The sequence below is a fragment of the Lelliottia sp. 7254-16 genome (assembly GCF_002922995.1).
GTDB lineage: Bacteria > Pseudomonadota > Gammaproteobacteria > Enterobacterales > Enterobacteriaceae > Enterobacter > Enterobacter jeotgali.
The window spans coordinates 77,149-92,571 of record NZ_PQVS01000016.1 but is presented as its reverse complement, the minus strand read 5'-3'; the positions used below and the strand labels follow the sequence as shown (position 1 = coordinate 92,571).

The window sequence follows — 15,423 nt, the reverse complement described above, 5'->3', positions numbered from 1 at the left end:
TCCCGCCAAAGCAGCAGACAATAAAAAACCCGGTCATTTTCGTGCCGGGTTTTTTTAATACATCGCTATTAGAACTGGTAGGTCATACCCACGGCAACGATATCGTCGCTGCTCACACCCAGTTTATTGTCGTCATCAATCTGGTTGATTTTATAATCAACAAACGCAGACATGTTTTTGTTGAAATAGTAGGTTGCGCCCACGTCAATATATTTCACCAGGTCTTCATCGCCAATCCCTTCAATATCCTTACCTTTAGACTGGACATAACCCAGGGATGGACGTAAACCGAAATCGAACTGATATTGCGCGACCACTTCGAAGTTCTGTGCTTTATTCGCAAAGCCACCCGAAATTGGTGTCATATTGCGCGTTTCAGAATACATCGCCGCCAGGTATACATCATTAGCGTCGTATTTCAGGCCGGTTGCCCAGGCTTCAGCTTTATCACCTTCACCGCGAGCCAGCAGGTTCTGCGCGTTGGTACGATCAGAGTTGGTGTATGCGCCACTGACGGCGAAATCGCTGCCACCGAAATCATAGGTCAAAGATGTACCGAAGCCGTCACCGTTCTGTTTCTTGGCATCACGACCTTCGTTTTTACCCTGATACTGCAACGTCATGTCCAGGCCATCAACCGCGCCGAAGAAGTCAGTGTTGCGGTAAGTGGCGAGGCCGCTTGAGCGTTTGGTCATGAAGTTATCGGTCTGAGCGGAAGAGTCGCCGCCAAATTCCGGGAACATATCGGTCCACGCTTCCACGTCATACAGCGCACCGAGGTTACGACCGTAGTCGAAGGAGCCAATATTTTTTAGTTTCAGGCCGGCAAAGGCCAGACGGGTTTTCTGCGTGGAATCGCTCTCAGCTTTGTTACCGGAGAATTCAGCTTCCCAGCGACCAAAACCGGTCAACTGATCGTTAATTTGCGTTTCGCCTTTGAAGCCGAAACGAACATAAGTCTGGTCGCCATCTTTGGTATCGTCATCACTCAGGTAGTGCATTGCTTTTACTTTGCCGTACACGTCGAGTTTATTTCCGTCTTTATTATAAACTTCTGCTGCATGTACAGATGCGGAGGCCACAACGCTCATTACCACTAATGCCAGAGTGCTCTTTTTCATTTTCAATCCTGATGTTTTATAAAACGCGCTAATATTCGCTGAGCAATAAGACTCGACTTATTACCCCGTGAAAAACAGGAAGGGTTTTATCGTCTGCGGGTGAACGTTTTATGACAAAGTAAGAATATGTCTAAAAAAGTATGTTTTATTTTTTCAGTCATAAATCTGTAAAAATCTGCCGCTACGCTTCCTGATCCCGCGCAACAAAGTGGCGTGCTTTATGCGCCAGCAGTTGGCAACGGCGCTGAGTCCTGTTAAAACGTCTGATTGACATCATTTTCCCTTATTGTTGAATGGCAGAGAATCATGAGTGACAGCCAGACGCTGGTGGTAAAACTCGGTACCAGTGTTTTAACAGGCGGATCGCGCCGCCTTAATCGCGCCCACATTGTTGAACTTGTCCGCCAGTGCGCACAACTTCATGCCGCAGGTCACCGTATTGTGATTGTCACGTCTGGCGCCATTGCTGCCGGGCGCGAACATCTGGGCTATCCCGAACTCCCCGCGACCATCGCTTCTAAACAGCTGCTGGCGGCGGTAGGGCAAAGTCGACTGATTCAACTGTGGGAACAGCTGTTCTCTATCTACGGTATTCACGTGGGCCAGATGCTGCTGACCCGCGCGGACATGGAAGACAGGGAACGCTTCCTGAATGCGCGCGACACTCTGCGTGCGCTGCTGGATAACAACATCGTTCCGGTCATTAACGAGAACGATGCGGTGGCGACGGCTGAAATCAAAGTTGGCGACAACGATAATCTCTCCGCGCTGGCCGCGATTCTGGCTGGTGCGGATAAACTGCTGCTGCTCACCGATCAGCAAGGGCTGTTTACCGCCGACCCGCGCAATAACCCGCAGGCGCAGCTGATTAAAGATGTCTACGGCATTGACGACGCCCTGCGCGCGATTGCTGGAGACAGCGTTTCCGGGCTGGGAACCGGTGGTATGGGCACCAAACTGCAGGCTGCTGATGTGGCGTGTCGTGCGGGTATCGATACCATTATTGCTGCTGGCAGCCGTCCCGGTGTGATTGGTGATGTCATGGAAGGCATTTCCGTCGGCACGCGTTTCCATGCTGAAGCCTCTCCGCTAGAAAACCGTAAACGCTGGATTTTCGGCGCTCCGCCAGCGGGTGAAATCACCGTTGATGAAGGTGCGACGTCGGCGATTCTGGAAAGAGGAAGTTCATTACTTCCGAAAGGAATTAAAAGCGTGACAGGTAACTTCTCCCGTGGTGAAGTGATTCGTATCTGTAATCTTGAAGGTCGCGATATTGCCCACGGCGTCAGCCGCTACAACAGCGACGCGCTTAGACGCATTGCCGGGCATCACTCACAGCAAATCGACGCTATTCTGGGCTATGAATATGGCCCGGTTGCTGTGCATCGTGACGATATGATCATTCGCTAAGGAGCCAATCATGCTGGAACAAATGGGTGCTGCTGCCAAAGCCGCCTCTTACAAACTGGCGCTCCTTTCCAGTCGTGAAAAAAACCGCGTTCTGGAAAAAATCGCTGACTATCTGGAAGCGCAATCACAGCAAATCTTGCTCGCTAACGAACAGGATTTAGCTGACGCGCGTCAAAATGGTTTGAGCGAGGCGATGCTCGATCGCCTGGCGCTGAACCCTGCGCGCCTGAAAAGCATCGCCGACGATGTGCGTCAGGTCTGCAATCTTGCCGATCCGGTCGGACAGGTGATCGACGGCGGTCTGCTCGACAGCGGCCTGCGTATCGAACGTCGCCGGGTCCCGCTTGGTGTTATCGGCGTGATTTATGAAGCGCGCCCGAACGTGACCGTTGACGTTGCCTCTCTGTGCCTGAAAACCGGGAACGCAGCCATATTGCGCGGTGGTAAAGAGACGTGGCGTACCAACGCGGCGACGGTGAAAGTCATTCAGCAGGCGCTGGAAGAGTGCGGCCTGCCAGCGGGTGCGGTTCAGGCTATCGAAAGCCCGGATCGTGCGCTGGTCAACGAAATGCTGCGTATGGATAAATACATCGACATGCTGATCCCACGCGGTGGCGCGGGTCTGCACAAGCTGTGCCGCGAGCAATCGACCATTCCGGTGATCACCGGCGGGATTGGCGTGTGTCATATCGTTGTGGATGACAGCGCTGAAATCGCACCTGCGCTGAAGATTATCGTCAACGCCAAAACTCAGCGTCCAAGCACCTGTAACACCGTTGAAACGCTGCTGGTGCATCAGGGCATTGCCGAGACTTTCTTACCCGCTCTGAGCAAACAGATGGCCGAGAGCGGCGTGACGCTGCATGCGGATGACAAGGCTTTGGCACTCCTGAAAGATGGCCCTGCGAAAGTGGAAGCGGTAAAAGCGCAGCAGTATGACGATGAGTATCTGTCGCTGGATCTGAATGTGAAAGTGGTCGCTGATCTGGACGCTGCGATTGCCCACATTCGCGCCCACGGCACGCAGCATTCCGATGCGATCCTGACCCGCACTCTACGCAACGCCGATCGCTTCATCAATGAAGTGGATTCTTCCGCAGTGTATGTGAACGCTTCAACGCGCTTCACCGACGGCGGCCAGTTCGGACTGGGTGCAGAAGTCGCTGTCAGCACGCAAAAGTTACACGCCCGTGGCCCGATGGGGCTGGAAGCGCTGACCACCTACAAGTGGATCGGCTTCGGCGATGATACGATTCGTGCGTAAATAAACGAGGGTGATGCAAAAATAGGCATTTGATTCGCAAGGCCATTGACGCATCACCCTGTTAGTTTTAACATTTTGCCCCGTGGTTACGCTCGTAACCGGCCTTTCAGGGCCGATATAGCTCAGTTGGTAGAGCAGCGCATTCGTAATGCGAAGGTCGGAGGTTCGACTCCTCTTATCGGCACCATTTCAAACTCTTCCCAAGTCTATCAAAACCAACTCAAAGCCCTTAGAACCCGCTTCATCCAGCCCCTACCTCCCATTTCCAGAACGAAAATCTCTTTAACCCCACTGGATAATGCAATAATTCCTTCGAGGATAAAGCTGACAAGGGAACCACCATGATCATCACAGAAGTGTTGCATAACAAAAAAGACTTCCTTGAACTCCTTCTTCTGGGTGATGAGCAAGAGGATATGATTGATCGCTATCTCGACGCAGGGCGAATGTTCAAGCTGGATGATAATGGCGTGAAATGCATTGCGGTTGTTGTGGCGTTAAATAGCCACGAGTGTGAACTGAAAAATATCGCCACCGATCCTGCATCCCAAAGAAAGGGATATGGTAAGGCCATGATCGCATTCCTCAAAAAAACCTACCTAACGTCTTTTAACACTCTGTATGTCGGCACGGGTGATGTGCCTTTTACCCTTGATTTCTATAAGCGCTGTGGGTTTGTTGACTCCCATAAGGTGAAGGATTTCTTTATCGATAATTATGATCATCCTATCTTTGAGGGCGGCATACAGTTACGTGACATGGTTTATCTGAAACAAACCCGATGACCACTACAACCCAAAATCAAATTTCTGTAAAAAGGGAGCGACATAATCGCTCCCTTTCGCCATCACCCTTTCGGGAAAATCCAGACGTGATTTTCCGGTAATGCCAGGTGGCAATGCTGCGGGTCACGCACCTCAGTGCCATAAGCTCGGATCACGAAATCATCGCCGATTGTCCTGAACAGGTATTCCCAGCGATCGCCGAGATACATGCTGGTCAGTAGCGGCAGTTCGAACTGGTTTTCCCCTGGTCCTTCGACTAACGCCACGCGTTCGACGCGGATCACCGCCGTGCCTTCCTGACCGCTTTGCACGCCTTCTGCGGCTTTGCCCCACAGCGACCAGCCGCTGCCTTCGATGCGCGCTTTGCCGTCGCGGACTTCGGTGATTTTGCCGTGCAGACGGTTGTTGCTCCCCATAAATTCTGCGGTGAACAGCGTCTTCGGCGAACCATACATTTCCTGCGGCGTGCCCTGTTGCTCAATTTTGCCGTTATTGAGCAACAGGATGCGGTCAGAAATCGCCATCGCCTCATTCTGATCGTGCGTCACCATCAGCGCCGACAGCCCCAGTTTGATGATCAATTCACGCAGGAACACGCGGGCTTCTTCACGCAGCTTGGCGTCGAGGTTCGACAGCGGCTCATCCAGCAGGATAACCGGCGGGTTATACACCAGCGCACGACCAATCGCCACGCGCTGTTGCTGACCACCGGAAAGCTGATGCGGATGACGCTTGCCCAGATGCCCCAGCCCGAGCTGATCCAGCACATCCTGCACCCGCTGGGTGATCTCTTTGGCAGGCACTTTGCGCAGTTTCAGCGGATAGGCCACGTTTTCAAACACAGTTTTATGCGGCCACAGGGCGTAGGACTGAAACACCAGCCCGAGATTACGCTCTTCGGCAGGGACTTCGCTGCGCGGCGTTCCGTCGTACACTTTGTTGTTGCCGATGACGATTGCGCCCTGAGTCGGTTTTTCCAGCCCGGCGACGGCGCGCAGCAGCGTGGTTTTGCCACTGCCCGAGGGCCCCAGCAGTGACACCACTTCGCCGCGCTTCAGGTTCATCGACACGCCCTTCAACACCGGATTGTCGCCGTAGGTTAAATGCAGATTCTCGACCGTTAACTCAATCATGTAATTTGACTCCAAAACGAAGGGCAATCCCCAGGCCGACGACCACCAGCAGGATGTTGATAAAGGAGAGCGCGGCCACGATATCGATCGCGCCTGCAGCCCACAGGGAAACCAGCATCGACCCGATGGTCTCCGTGCCCGGCGAAAGCAGGTACACGCCGGTAGAATATTCACGCTCGAAAATCAGGAACATCAACAACCAGGAACCAATCAAACCGTAACGAGAAAGTGGGATCGTTACGTGGCGGGTGATCTGCCCGCGCGTGGCCCCGGTGCTGCGCGCTGCTTCTTCCAGTTCCGGTGCCACCTGTAACAGCGTGGAAGAGATCAGCCGCAGGCCGTACGCCATCCACACCACGGTGTAGGCCAGCCAGACGCTGAAGATGGTGCTGCGAAGCGATCGCAGCCAAACAATCAGGTTATCGCGCAGCCACTGCGACCACGGCATACCCGAAAGCCAGCCAGATTTCAGGGCGTTATCCAGCCACATTGGCAGGAACAGGAAAACCCACAGGAACGCCAGCCCGGCGAGCAGGCCCGGCACCGCGCGTGGCACCAGCACGCTGTAATCGAGGAAGCGGGTGGTGTTGTCCGGTTTACGGTGCATGGCGATGCCGATAAACAGATAGCAAACCACCGCCAGCGCGCCGCCGAACACACCAATCGCCATCGAGTTGACGATCGCGCGCAGCAGGTTTGGCTGCTGCCAGATGGTGCGGAAAGTGTTGAGCGACAGCTCATCCCAGACAGACACGCCCACGCCCCAGTTGGAGATAAATGCGCGCAGCACCACGCCCAGCAGCGGAACGCCAATCGTGACCGTCAGCCAGAAGGCGACGACGGCACCGGCGACCCAGCGCCACTTGCCCAGCGGCAACGCACGTGCCTGAGAGGCTTTGCCTTTCATGGTGACAAAACGGTTGGCGGTGCGCATCAGACGGCGCTGGAGCATCACCAGCGGAATGGTGATACAGATCAGCACCACGGCGACGGCGGCCATCAGATGGTAAGACGGCGTGCCGAGTTTATTGGTTAGCTGGTACAGGTAAGTCGCCAGCACCATGTTGCCTTCCGGATCGCCGAGCACCAGCATCAGGCCGAACACTTCCAGCCCGAGGAAAAACAGCAGCACGACGGCGTAAAGAATAGAAGGGCGCACCATCGGCAGGCTGACGGCGGTCATTACCTGCAACGGCGACGCACCGGCGATACGCGCGGCTTCTTCCACATCAGACCCGACGCTGCGCAGCGCCGAGGAGATATACAGATAGGCGTGTGGAACGTGCGTCAGCCCGGCAATCACCACGATGCTCGACATGTCGTAGATGTTCCACGGCACGAACCCGATAATCGACTGCGCCCACAGGGAGAAGAACCCCACCGGACCCGCGGCCACCACGTAGCCAAAGCCGAGTACCATCGGCGAAACAAAGATCGGCACGAGGATCAGCGGTTCGATCAGGCGACGGCCAGGCAGGTCGGTGCGCACCATCAGAAAGGCCAGTACGCCCCCGAGTGGAATGGCGATCGCCACCAGGCCGAAGGCGAGGATAAAGCCACTTTTCAGCGCCTTATAAAAATCAGGGTCGGTGAAAATAAAGCCAAATGACTCCAGACTCCACTCTTTCGAAGGGGAAAAGAACGGTGCGGATAAGAAGCTTTGTATCACGATGAACGACAAAGGAACGTAAATCACCAGCGCGGTGATCAACACCACCACGCCGCGGGGCAGGCTTTGCCATTTTCTTTGTAAGGCTTGCATAGGGTTTCCCTGGCTGTTGACCCTGAGGAACGGCATTGGTTGCCGGATGTGCTGCGCTTATCCGGCGTACTTTTTGTAGGCCCGGTAAGGCGTGAGCCGTCACCGGGCAATCAGACGCAGAGCGGCTGGCCTGAGGTTATTTGCCGGCAGCTTCGCGCCACTGTTTGATGTAATCGAGGCGTTTTTTCGGCTGCAGGTATTCCAGCAGGCTTTCATCCACCGGAATCGGCTTCAGCGCGTTGCCGAGCATTTTGGTCATGCCGTCGATGTCGTTTTTGCCTTCGATATCGTTACGGATGGAGGGGATGTCGGCCTGGTTCGCCAGAATGCTCTGGCCTTTTTCGGACAGCACGTAGTCCAGCCACAGCTTCGCGGCGTTGCTGTTTTGCGCCTGCTGGCTGATGAACGACACGCGAGACAACACCAGGGTGTAATCCTTCGGATAGGAGATGCCGAGCGATGGGTCCGTTTTGGCACGCGCTTCGGCGTAAGAACCGAGGATGTTAAAGCCAATCAAGTTTTCGCCGGAGGAGACGCGTTCCATCATCGTGCCGGTGGAAGATTGCACGGCTAAACCGCCTTTGGCGACGTCAGCCAGGGTTTTAAAATAGTTCGGATCGGCTTTGGAATCCTGCACCGAGAGCATAAAGCCGAGGCCCGATTTCTTGATATCGTAGGTGGTGACTTTGCTTTTGAATTTATCGGCCTGGCTGGCGATCAGTTTTGCTAACGCGGCATGAGAATCCGGCACTTCGTTCGCCGGGATCATGCGCTTGTTATAGATAAACACCACCGGCTCGTAAGTGGTGCCGTAGGCTTTATCGCTCCACACCGCCCATTTTGGCAGCTGGCCTTGTTCCGGGGATTTGTACTCCAGGGCATAGTCGGTGGCGAGCTTCAGACCGGTGTCCATTGAAGAGCTCCAGACCACATCGCCGCTACCGCCGCCAGCAGCCTGTTCGCTGATAAAACGGTTGTACAGTTCGGTACTGTTCATGTCGTTGTATTCAACTTTGATGCCCGGATACGCCGCTTCAAAGCCCTGAATCAGCGGCCCGGCAGCTTTGGTGTCAGTGGTGGAATAGATAACCACTTTGCCTTCTTTGGTCGCGGCGTCGACGACCTTTTGGTAGTCCGCCGGATAGCCTTGCGGCAGAGCAGACATTGCAGAAACGGAGAAAAGCACAGTAGCGGTAAGCAGAGAAATACGGAGTGTTGTGTTCGACATTGTAATTAACCTTTCAGTTACATTTTAGTAGTCAAAACTCAACATAGCCGATGGTGATTTTCAGACAATAGGGGGCAACAGGCTCTGTTTCCGAAGTGTGATTGCTGGCCTTTTTTTAGCAATTAACACCATAGAAACCACGGGTGATTGGTTTTTTGCCGGGTGGCGGCTGCGCCTTACCCGGCCTACAAAAGCGTGAAGACCCTGTAGGCCCGGTAAGCTTAGCGCCACCGGGCGGGTGTTTTACACAGTGCAGCGGATGCCTTAAGGGGAATGGCGGATGTTCTGGTTCAGTGGAGAGGGGGAGTTATCTTCTCTATCCTTGGGGAGCGTGTGTTTGTCGGCTTTGTGCCACTAGCAGACGTTGCTTAGGTTTTGAACTGCTAGTTATTAGGCCGTAGGTCAATCCGGCTCTGGTCGGGTCATGATAAATAGCCAGCATAGTATTGAAGTTGATGATGTGTTGAAGTTATCTTAGTTAATTGAAGTCTTTGCTTGTATTGGTTTGACTGACGCAGTTCATAGGTGTATGGGCACAAAAGGCTCCAAAGGCTCCAAAGTAAGCCGAGTTATTGTGAATTATTGAGCCGATTATTACAGCTAACATCATAAAATGTGTCAACTAAATCAAGCATAGATTTGTAGAAGGTTATTAATTATGTTTAACAGAACATATGCCTCGATTCAAAAGGATTTCACATGCTCTATAAATATATCGGCAATGACGATGCGGAAAATGTTTTAAAAAATCTAAAACGCTTTGTGGAAGACGGTACTATTTCTTCCACTGAACCAGGGAAATTTAATGATCCCTCCGAATTTAAAGTTTCCATCAAGGTTTACGGAACCCAAAAGCAGCTTGAAAATTCCTATAATAAACTTGGAAATGTCAAGTTCTCATATGATCAGTGGTTGTTAACGGTTCCTGCTGTAACAAGAGAAATGGGGGAGAATCTTAGAAATTCCGCAATGGAACAATTTGGTGTTATCTGTCTTTCTCCCGTTTCGGACAGTATCCTAATGTGGTCGCATTATTCTGCATCCCATAAAGGGTTTTGTATAGGCTTTGATGATGAGTTCATTAAAACCGTTCAAGACTTCCATGATTTTGATTATATAAGGTATATGGGGAGTGCTCCTGTATTCAACTACGCTCTTGAGGATATACATGCTCTTTTTCAAAAAGTATTTTTTTATAAGGACAGTTGTTGGCATTACGAAAATGAAAGAAGGATCATTACAAAATCACATGGCGTAAAAGAATTTGACAAAAAATTCATTAAGGAGATCTGTCTAGGGCATAATGTAGATCCACTGGTTGAAAATGCTGCCCAAGAAATGTCTAAGAAATACCCAGCTATTAATTTTTATAAAATGTCAACGGAAAAAGATTGCTATCAACTCATAAAAAAACCTTTAGTTGGATAGGTGTTATTATTCTGAGGTTGTGTAAATACAACCTTAGAATTGTTAATCAATGTATGAGTGAATAAAATTAAAGATGATCCTATCTGATTATCTATAAGCAGGCGTTCAGAGCTTAACGCTGACAAAAATCAACCTAGAATAGCTACTCTACTTTTGATGTGGTAAAAGGACCGCTCTTCGCTCACGGCGGACCTTCTACTTAATGCCAAAAGCGGGCGCATTGATTAATTAATATTCAGCATGTTAAAATTATGTCACACGCAAAATGATAAATTTAAATATTTGGAAAGTTTTTAACTTAAAAATGGCTTTGTAATTCAATAAACTATGCCTATAATCTAGTATGAAAACCATATATCATTGGAAGGTTAAGGCTTTGAACATTTATATTGATGAGTCAGTACACGAGGAGTTTGGGTTTATGATCTTGGCTTATGTAGTTTGTAATCAAGATCCTCAGTCTGATATATGCAAAATTCTTTCAGAGCATTCAGTTGATGAACATCACTCATGCGCAAGAATGGATAAATCTGAGTCTTTAAGAAATTTGAGGGGTAATCTTATTTCCTACTTGAACTCAAATAGTCGATGGGGCGTATTTATTATGCCAAGTGAATATCGCCATCGTTCTTATGCGGATGTGTCTTTTTTATTAAGCTTATTGATTAAGAACTTTCCAGATGGGAAAGGAAATATCTTTTTCGATGAAGGTATCATAAACTCTACAGAAGTTCTCAGTCTATGTTCTGATGAAGTAAAAGTTATAACATGCTCATCTCATGAAGTTTGTGGGATACAACTTGCTGATCTAGTAGCATCTTTTGGTGGTGTTAGGTATAGAGAAACAATAACTGGAAAAGCAAAAATCTTAACTTACGGCTACGACTACGGCTATGAGTCACCAATAGAAGCCCCTCTTGGATTTGAGCTTTTTGCAACTCTTCGACAATCTATGCTCAGGGAAAATGAACCTCTTGGGGATGAGATGCCTGAATTTGCCACATTTAAAACTATTAACAAAGGGTTGGTATTGTCGAAAAACTTAACAACTGAATTTAGTCAGTTGGCACTAAAAACCTTTGGGGAAGTGTACTTAGGTTGCATCCATTAAATATAATATCACTATTTATCAATTAATAGTAAAATTAAACGAGGTGTTCCTAGGAATATAGGAGACGTTTGATACAACTGACTTCCGCTTCTCGCTCATAGCTGCCGTTTAGTTACCGAGCATTACCGATTGTGTATTAGCAGTGGAGCAACACACCCGAATTGGACAGAATAACGGTTATGTCCAGGTGGCTCAGGGAATCACCTATGTGGCGTGATTTGGGCTGGAACCGGTTCGGATTGGTAGCAATATAGCCGACTTTGGTTCCAGAACGCTGAAAACTGGTTTAATAGACAGAATTACATGAACGTCCAGTCAGTCGTGGCTTAAACAGGAACCAGCAGGCCGTTCTCGTATTTATAACCAATTATCTCCTGAGAGACTGCTTCAGTAATATGGTCTGTAGGTTTTACCTGCCCACGGTGCCACTCCATAATATATTCATGGTAGTCATCTGAGTCTTGCTGATTTAGCTCAAAATATTCAGGCCCCTGAATTCTACTAATCGCATCAGCATATTCTGCTTGGGTGATATTTTCGGAGCGCCACATTTTTAGTAAAATATTATGGCAAATGCTCCATGACGGTCTTTTATCATGATCGCTCAACATAGTTATGACCCGTCTGTATTTCCCTGACAGAACTTTATCGACTACCTCCTCTTTGAAATTGAATTTTATGCTTTTAACCTGTATGGATGCTGCGTTATTTTGTTCATGAATTAATACTGGCTCCATAACATCTACATTGGGGTTTTTACGAATGAATATAATATCGGCATTACTATGCGGCGAAAAATGACCAATCAGCTGTCTTTTTGTAGATAACAGTCCTGTTCCGACAGCCTTGCAATCCAGGAAAGGTTTTTTTGACCACCCTTCTGACCTTTCTGTGCACCACTGAAATGCTCGCAGGCCAGCCTTTTCATTACTGTTAAATTGCTCTACAAGGTAAGCCTCGAACACAAGCCCAGCAAAAGAGCTTGGTGTTTGATATGAACTGAATACATACCCCCTTTCTGTTAATGTTATTTGCCCGGTCTCTAAACCATCTGCAATTACTCTCTGTTTGTATTTGTCTTTAAGTATTTTTTTTCTAACTTCGGGAGATATACCAGGAGAGTTAATATCAAGTAGGCTGGCAGGGACGGAAGTTACCAACTCAATCATTTCTGGTCTATTTAATTCTTCATCTGTTATTGCAATTCTTTCCGTCATTTATATTCCTTGTATGGGATTAATATTCCCATAAACCAATTAATAAATTATTATAAGGTGATATGACTGCACTAGGATTCTATCAAGTTAGATCCCTCCAAACCAGTCGTGCTGGACAGAAACACTTGAACGTCCAAAGTGGCGAGAGGATTACGTAACGGCGGCGATTTGCCAGCAGTTCTGCGACCGCACCGGCGCATCGAGGGCGGGTTATGCCAGCAGTTTTTCGACTGGCCGCGCAGTTGCAGCAGACGAAACGCCAGCAATTCACATAACATTTTGGCACATGCAACATTTTGTGGCGTGTTAGTCTGAACAGAATTTCCTGAACGTCCATTCTGGCTGCTCTGGCATGAGTTAATGAAGGTCCGCACTGTGCCAGGAGCGGACCTTAAGCTTCAGTAATTTGATTAGCACAATCCCTATGACAAACATACAGCTGCAGTGTTGCTTTTGTAAGGAGCGTAATTTCAATAGGACACCCAAACGTTAGTCGGGAAAAGCTGACTGAAAAAACCTTGTGTGGACAAGTAGTGTCCATTTAATGCCATTTTCGATTAAAATATGCCATTTTGAGGGTATTGTTAATCGTGCATAATGTTCTGATTTATCATACAAAGAGCCTTATCATGTGAAGCCATTCAGATGTACATCAAACCATGATTACAAGAGAAATTATGACACCGCCAACCAAAATTGATACTTCAAGTCTACTTACCATACTGGGCGTTATTGCTGCCGTATGGGCCCTTATTACGCCAAACGCTCGACTACGTTTAAGGTTCTGCCTGGCGTGGAGGGATTGGGCAATTGTTGGGTTTGCATTCTTACTAAGTAATTATTTAGTGTTTGCACCAGCTTTAAAAGCACTAGACTTATATTTTAGTTTTGGCCCCTGGAAATGGGGATTAGATAGTTCAAGTGCCGTATACCTGATATAACTCGCAGTTGCTATTTACATTTTATTTCGCTTAAAAAAACCTAAACTCTCAGTTGGAAGAACAGGAATCTTTCTAGAGTTAGTGGAAAATTTGCACCTTACTAAACGATACGATGATCTGGCACAATTGTTGGCACCTCAACTAGAAAAATTGATATCAATAATTGATAGTCCGGTGAAGAATCGACTTTTTGATAAGATAGCTAACAATCTCCGCATCTCTAATCGCGAGACAGCTGCCGAATATGCACATGAAGCATTGTTAAATATTGTCTCATCACCTGAACTTACCAATCATTTTGCACTTGCGCACCCATCCCTCTGCCTTGAGTTAATCAAGATCGAGCCAATAGTTCGTTCTGACTTTACTTCTAATTTTATCAGTTCATTACTCGGTTCACCTAACAGTCGTCTATATGTTGAGCTTAAAAATAATCTTAACGTTAGTCGAGGACATCGTTTGTTGATTCCGAAAAACAACCGTATATTACATTTTTTCTTTTCCAATGCCAAGTTTGCGGCTGATTTAGCAATATACCGTGACATCGGTGACTATCTCTACTGGAGGTTAGATGAAGATGAAAAAATCATTGCTACACTAAATAAATCTTTAGGTTCCTATTCCGATGTTTCGAAGTATAAATGTCCTATTTACTCTGGGGTCACGCTGTTTGAAATCATGGTTCATGAAGGTATTCATCAGGGTCTTCAGGATCATTTATGGCTGCATTACTATACATATTTTGCAAAGAAAATTATAAAGAATATGAATAGGCAGTCGAATGAATATAGTGGTGAATGGGAAACACCTTTTCACTTCCTTCTCTGTCATTTATTTAGCGTCGCCACAAATTGGGCAGAACAATGCGAATGGATAGATGAAGAGGACATCCTTCAAGAAAATAAAGAAACAGAAAATTTCGATATTCATTATATTTCAAAAGAAGCTACTAAATTACTTGGTGCTATGCTGGAGTTGGTTCTGCCTAATGCAAAACTCACTTTGAAATCTAGGAAAGATATTCTTGCTATAATTGTATCTTGTTACATTAGATTGAAAAGGAATAAAAAATTAAAAGACGTCGCTGACTCATTATTAATTTTCACAACTAGAGGCGTAGGTAATTCGGCACCGCCGCATTATCGTAAAGAACTGCTAGAAATATTCAATACACTTGATGATTATCGATTAAGAAGTGATGCTCCGGAATTCCGAGCAGCTATAGAGTCTTCGATTCAAGCAAGGCCGAATTAGGTAAATCAACCACCTGCATAGCGGGTGGTTTAGACATAGACCTCTAAGTACGCCTGGCAGAGGTACCAGTAAGCTTGATAATTGGAGTTGTTCTCAACAGTTGTTATGAGAAATTTGGAACTTCTTCTTTTCGCTCAAAACAGCCATTCCCCCATACCAAATTCTCCCGGCCCTCAGGCCGGGAGCTATCCAGTCAACTTCCCCCGCGAATCAATCCATCCTCCGGTTTACGGCGGATCGCCGGGATATTGCCGGTATCGTTCAGGGGATAGGGGAAGGTTTTGAGCCAGGTGGCGACTTTGCGCTGGTTAATATCAATGATGCTCAGCCCTTCCAGGCAGCCCCACAGTTCGTGGGTGTTTTGCGGGGTGATGACGATGCAGTCCGGCATGACGCGGATTTTGACCGGCATTCCGTCGAAAAACCCGGCTCTCTTCAGCCACTCGCCCTGAAGGGGAATATAGCTCTGGCGGATCCGCGAATGCAGCTCGCAGCAGGCGGCGCTGGTTTCCGGGGTGTCTGCTCTGGGGTGGATCGCGGCGGCATCGGGCGCTTTTCCGTGCAGACGGCGGGCGCTGGTTTTGCGAGTCACCTCGGGAAAACGATCATTCGCCGCTGATCCCGGAAGATCTGTTTGGGCCACGATAGGATCTGGCATACACTTCTGCTCAGCCATAAATAACTCCTTAGTCAGTTGTTTGTGGTTAGCGGCGTGAAGGTGTTCCAGCACCTTTGCGCTGCGCTTTCTTAAATACCCTTTCTTTTTATT

At 48.4% G+C, this 15,423-nt stretch carries 11 protein-coding genes, 1 tRNA gene and 1 pseudogene; 7 read left to right on the top strand and 6 right to left on the bottom strand.

Translation table 11 applies throughout. The annotated features are described in order from the left end of the window. Positions 1-68 precede the first annotated feature (68 nt). Entirely contained in the window at positions 69-1,121 is a 1,053-nt protein-coding gene (gene phoE / locus C3708_RS18785) for a phosphoporin PhoE (RefSeq protein WP_095280893.1), read from the bottom strand. A 306-nt stretch (positions 1,122-1,427) separates the two neighbouring features. Here phoE and proB point away from each other — a divergent pair, with 306 nt between their 5' ends. The 4 genes from proB (at position 1,428) to C3708_RS18765 (ending at position 4,580) form a co-directional block, all read left to right on the top strand. After that, positions 1,428-2,531, top strand: a complete 1,104-nt coding sequence (proB, locus tag C3708_RS18780; RefSeq protein WP_103947679.1) for a glutamate 5-kinase — start codon at positions 1,428-1,430, stop codon at positions 2,529-2,531. A gap of 10 nt (positions 2,532-2,541) precedes the next feature. Continuing rightward, complete coding sequence (proA, locus tag C3708_RS18775; protein WP_095280895.1) at positions 2,542-3,795, top strand: glutamate-5-semialdehyde dehydrogenase; 1,254 nt, start codon at positions 2,542-2,544, stop codon at positions 3,793-3,795. 111 nt (positions 3,796-3,906) lie between these two features. Further along, a tRNA-Thr gene (locus C3708_RS18770) sits at positions 3,907-3,982 on the top strand. Positions 3,983-4,136: 154 nt separating this feature from the next. Beyond that, positions 4,137-4,580, top strand: a complete 444-nt coding sequence (locus C3708_RS18765; protein ID WP_103947677.1) for an N-acetyltransferase — start codon at positions 4,137-4,139, stop codon at positions 4,578-4,580. Positions 4,581-4,642: 62 nt separating this feature from the next. On the opposite strand, the gene C3708_RS18760 is transcribed toward C3708_RS18765, so the two are convergent. From C3708_RS18760 to C3708_RS18750, 3 genes are all read right to left on the bottom strand, one after another. After that, positions 4,643-5,713 (bottom strand): ABC transporter ATP-binding protein, encoded by a 1,071-nt coding sequence (locus C3708_RS18760; RefSeq protein ID WP_095280897.1) that lies wholly within the window; start codon positions 5,711-5,713, stop codon positions 4,643-4,645. Continuing rightward, complete coding sequence (locus tag C3708_RS18755) at positions 5,706-7,475, bottom strand: iron ABC transporter permease (RefSeq protein WP_095280898.1); 1,770 nt, start codon at positions 7,473-7,475, stop codon at positions 5,706-5,708. Before C3708_RS18755 ends, C3708_RS18760 begins: the two co-directional genes overlap by 8 nt. 136 nt (positions 7,476-7,611) lie before the next feature. Then, positions 7,612-8,703, bottom strand: a complete 1,092-nt coding sequence (locus tag C3708_RS18750; protein WP_103949970.1) for an ABC transporter substrate-binding protein — start codon at positions 8,701-8,703, stop codon at positions 7,612-7,614. A gap of 699 nt (positions 8,704-9,402) precedes the next feature. Between C3708_RS18750 and C3708_RS18745 the strand changes: the two genes are divergently transcribed. Then, entirely contained in the window at positions 9,403-10,131 is a 729-nt protein-coding gene (locus C3708_RS18745; RefSeq protein WP_103949969.1) for a DUF2971 domain-containing protein, read from the top strand. 343 nt (positions 10,132-10,474) lie between these two features. Further along, a complete protein-coding gene (locus tag C3708_RS18740; RefSeq protein WP_103949968.1) occupies positions 10,475-11,242 on the top strand; it encodes a DUF3800 domain-containing protein in 768 nt (255 codons plus the stop codon). A gap of 326 nt (positions 11,243-11,568) precedes the next feature. Here C3708_RS18740 and C3708_RS18735 read toward each other — a convergent pair whose 3' ends face one another. Beyond that, positions 11,569-12,459, bottom strand: a complete 891-nt coding sequence (locus C3708_RS18735; protein WP_103949967.1) for a hypothetical protein — start codon at positions 12,457-12,459, stop codon at positions 11,569-11,571. A gap of 677 nt (positions 12,460-13,136) precedes the next feature. Here C3708_RS18735 and C3708_RS18725 point away from each other — a divergent pair. After that, positions 13,137-14,654: pseudogene (locus tag C3708_RS18725) on the top strand (hypothetical protein). 193 nt (positions 14,655-14,847) lie between these two features. Here C3708_RS18725 and C3708_RS18720 read toward each other — a convergent pair. Further along, positions 14,848-15,330, bottom strand: coding sequence for a SymE family type I addiction module toxin (locus C3708_RS18720; RefSeq protein ID WP_103949966.1), 483 nt, complete (start codon positions 15,328-15,330; stop codon positions 14,848-14,850). Positions 15,331-15,423 lie beyond the last annotated feature (93 nt).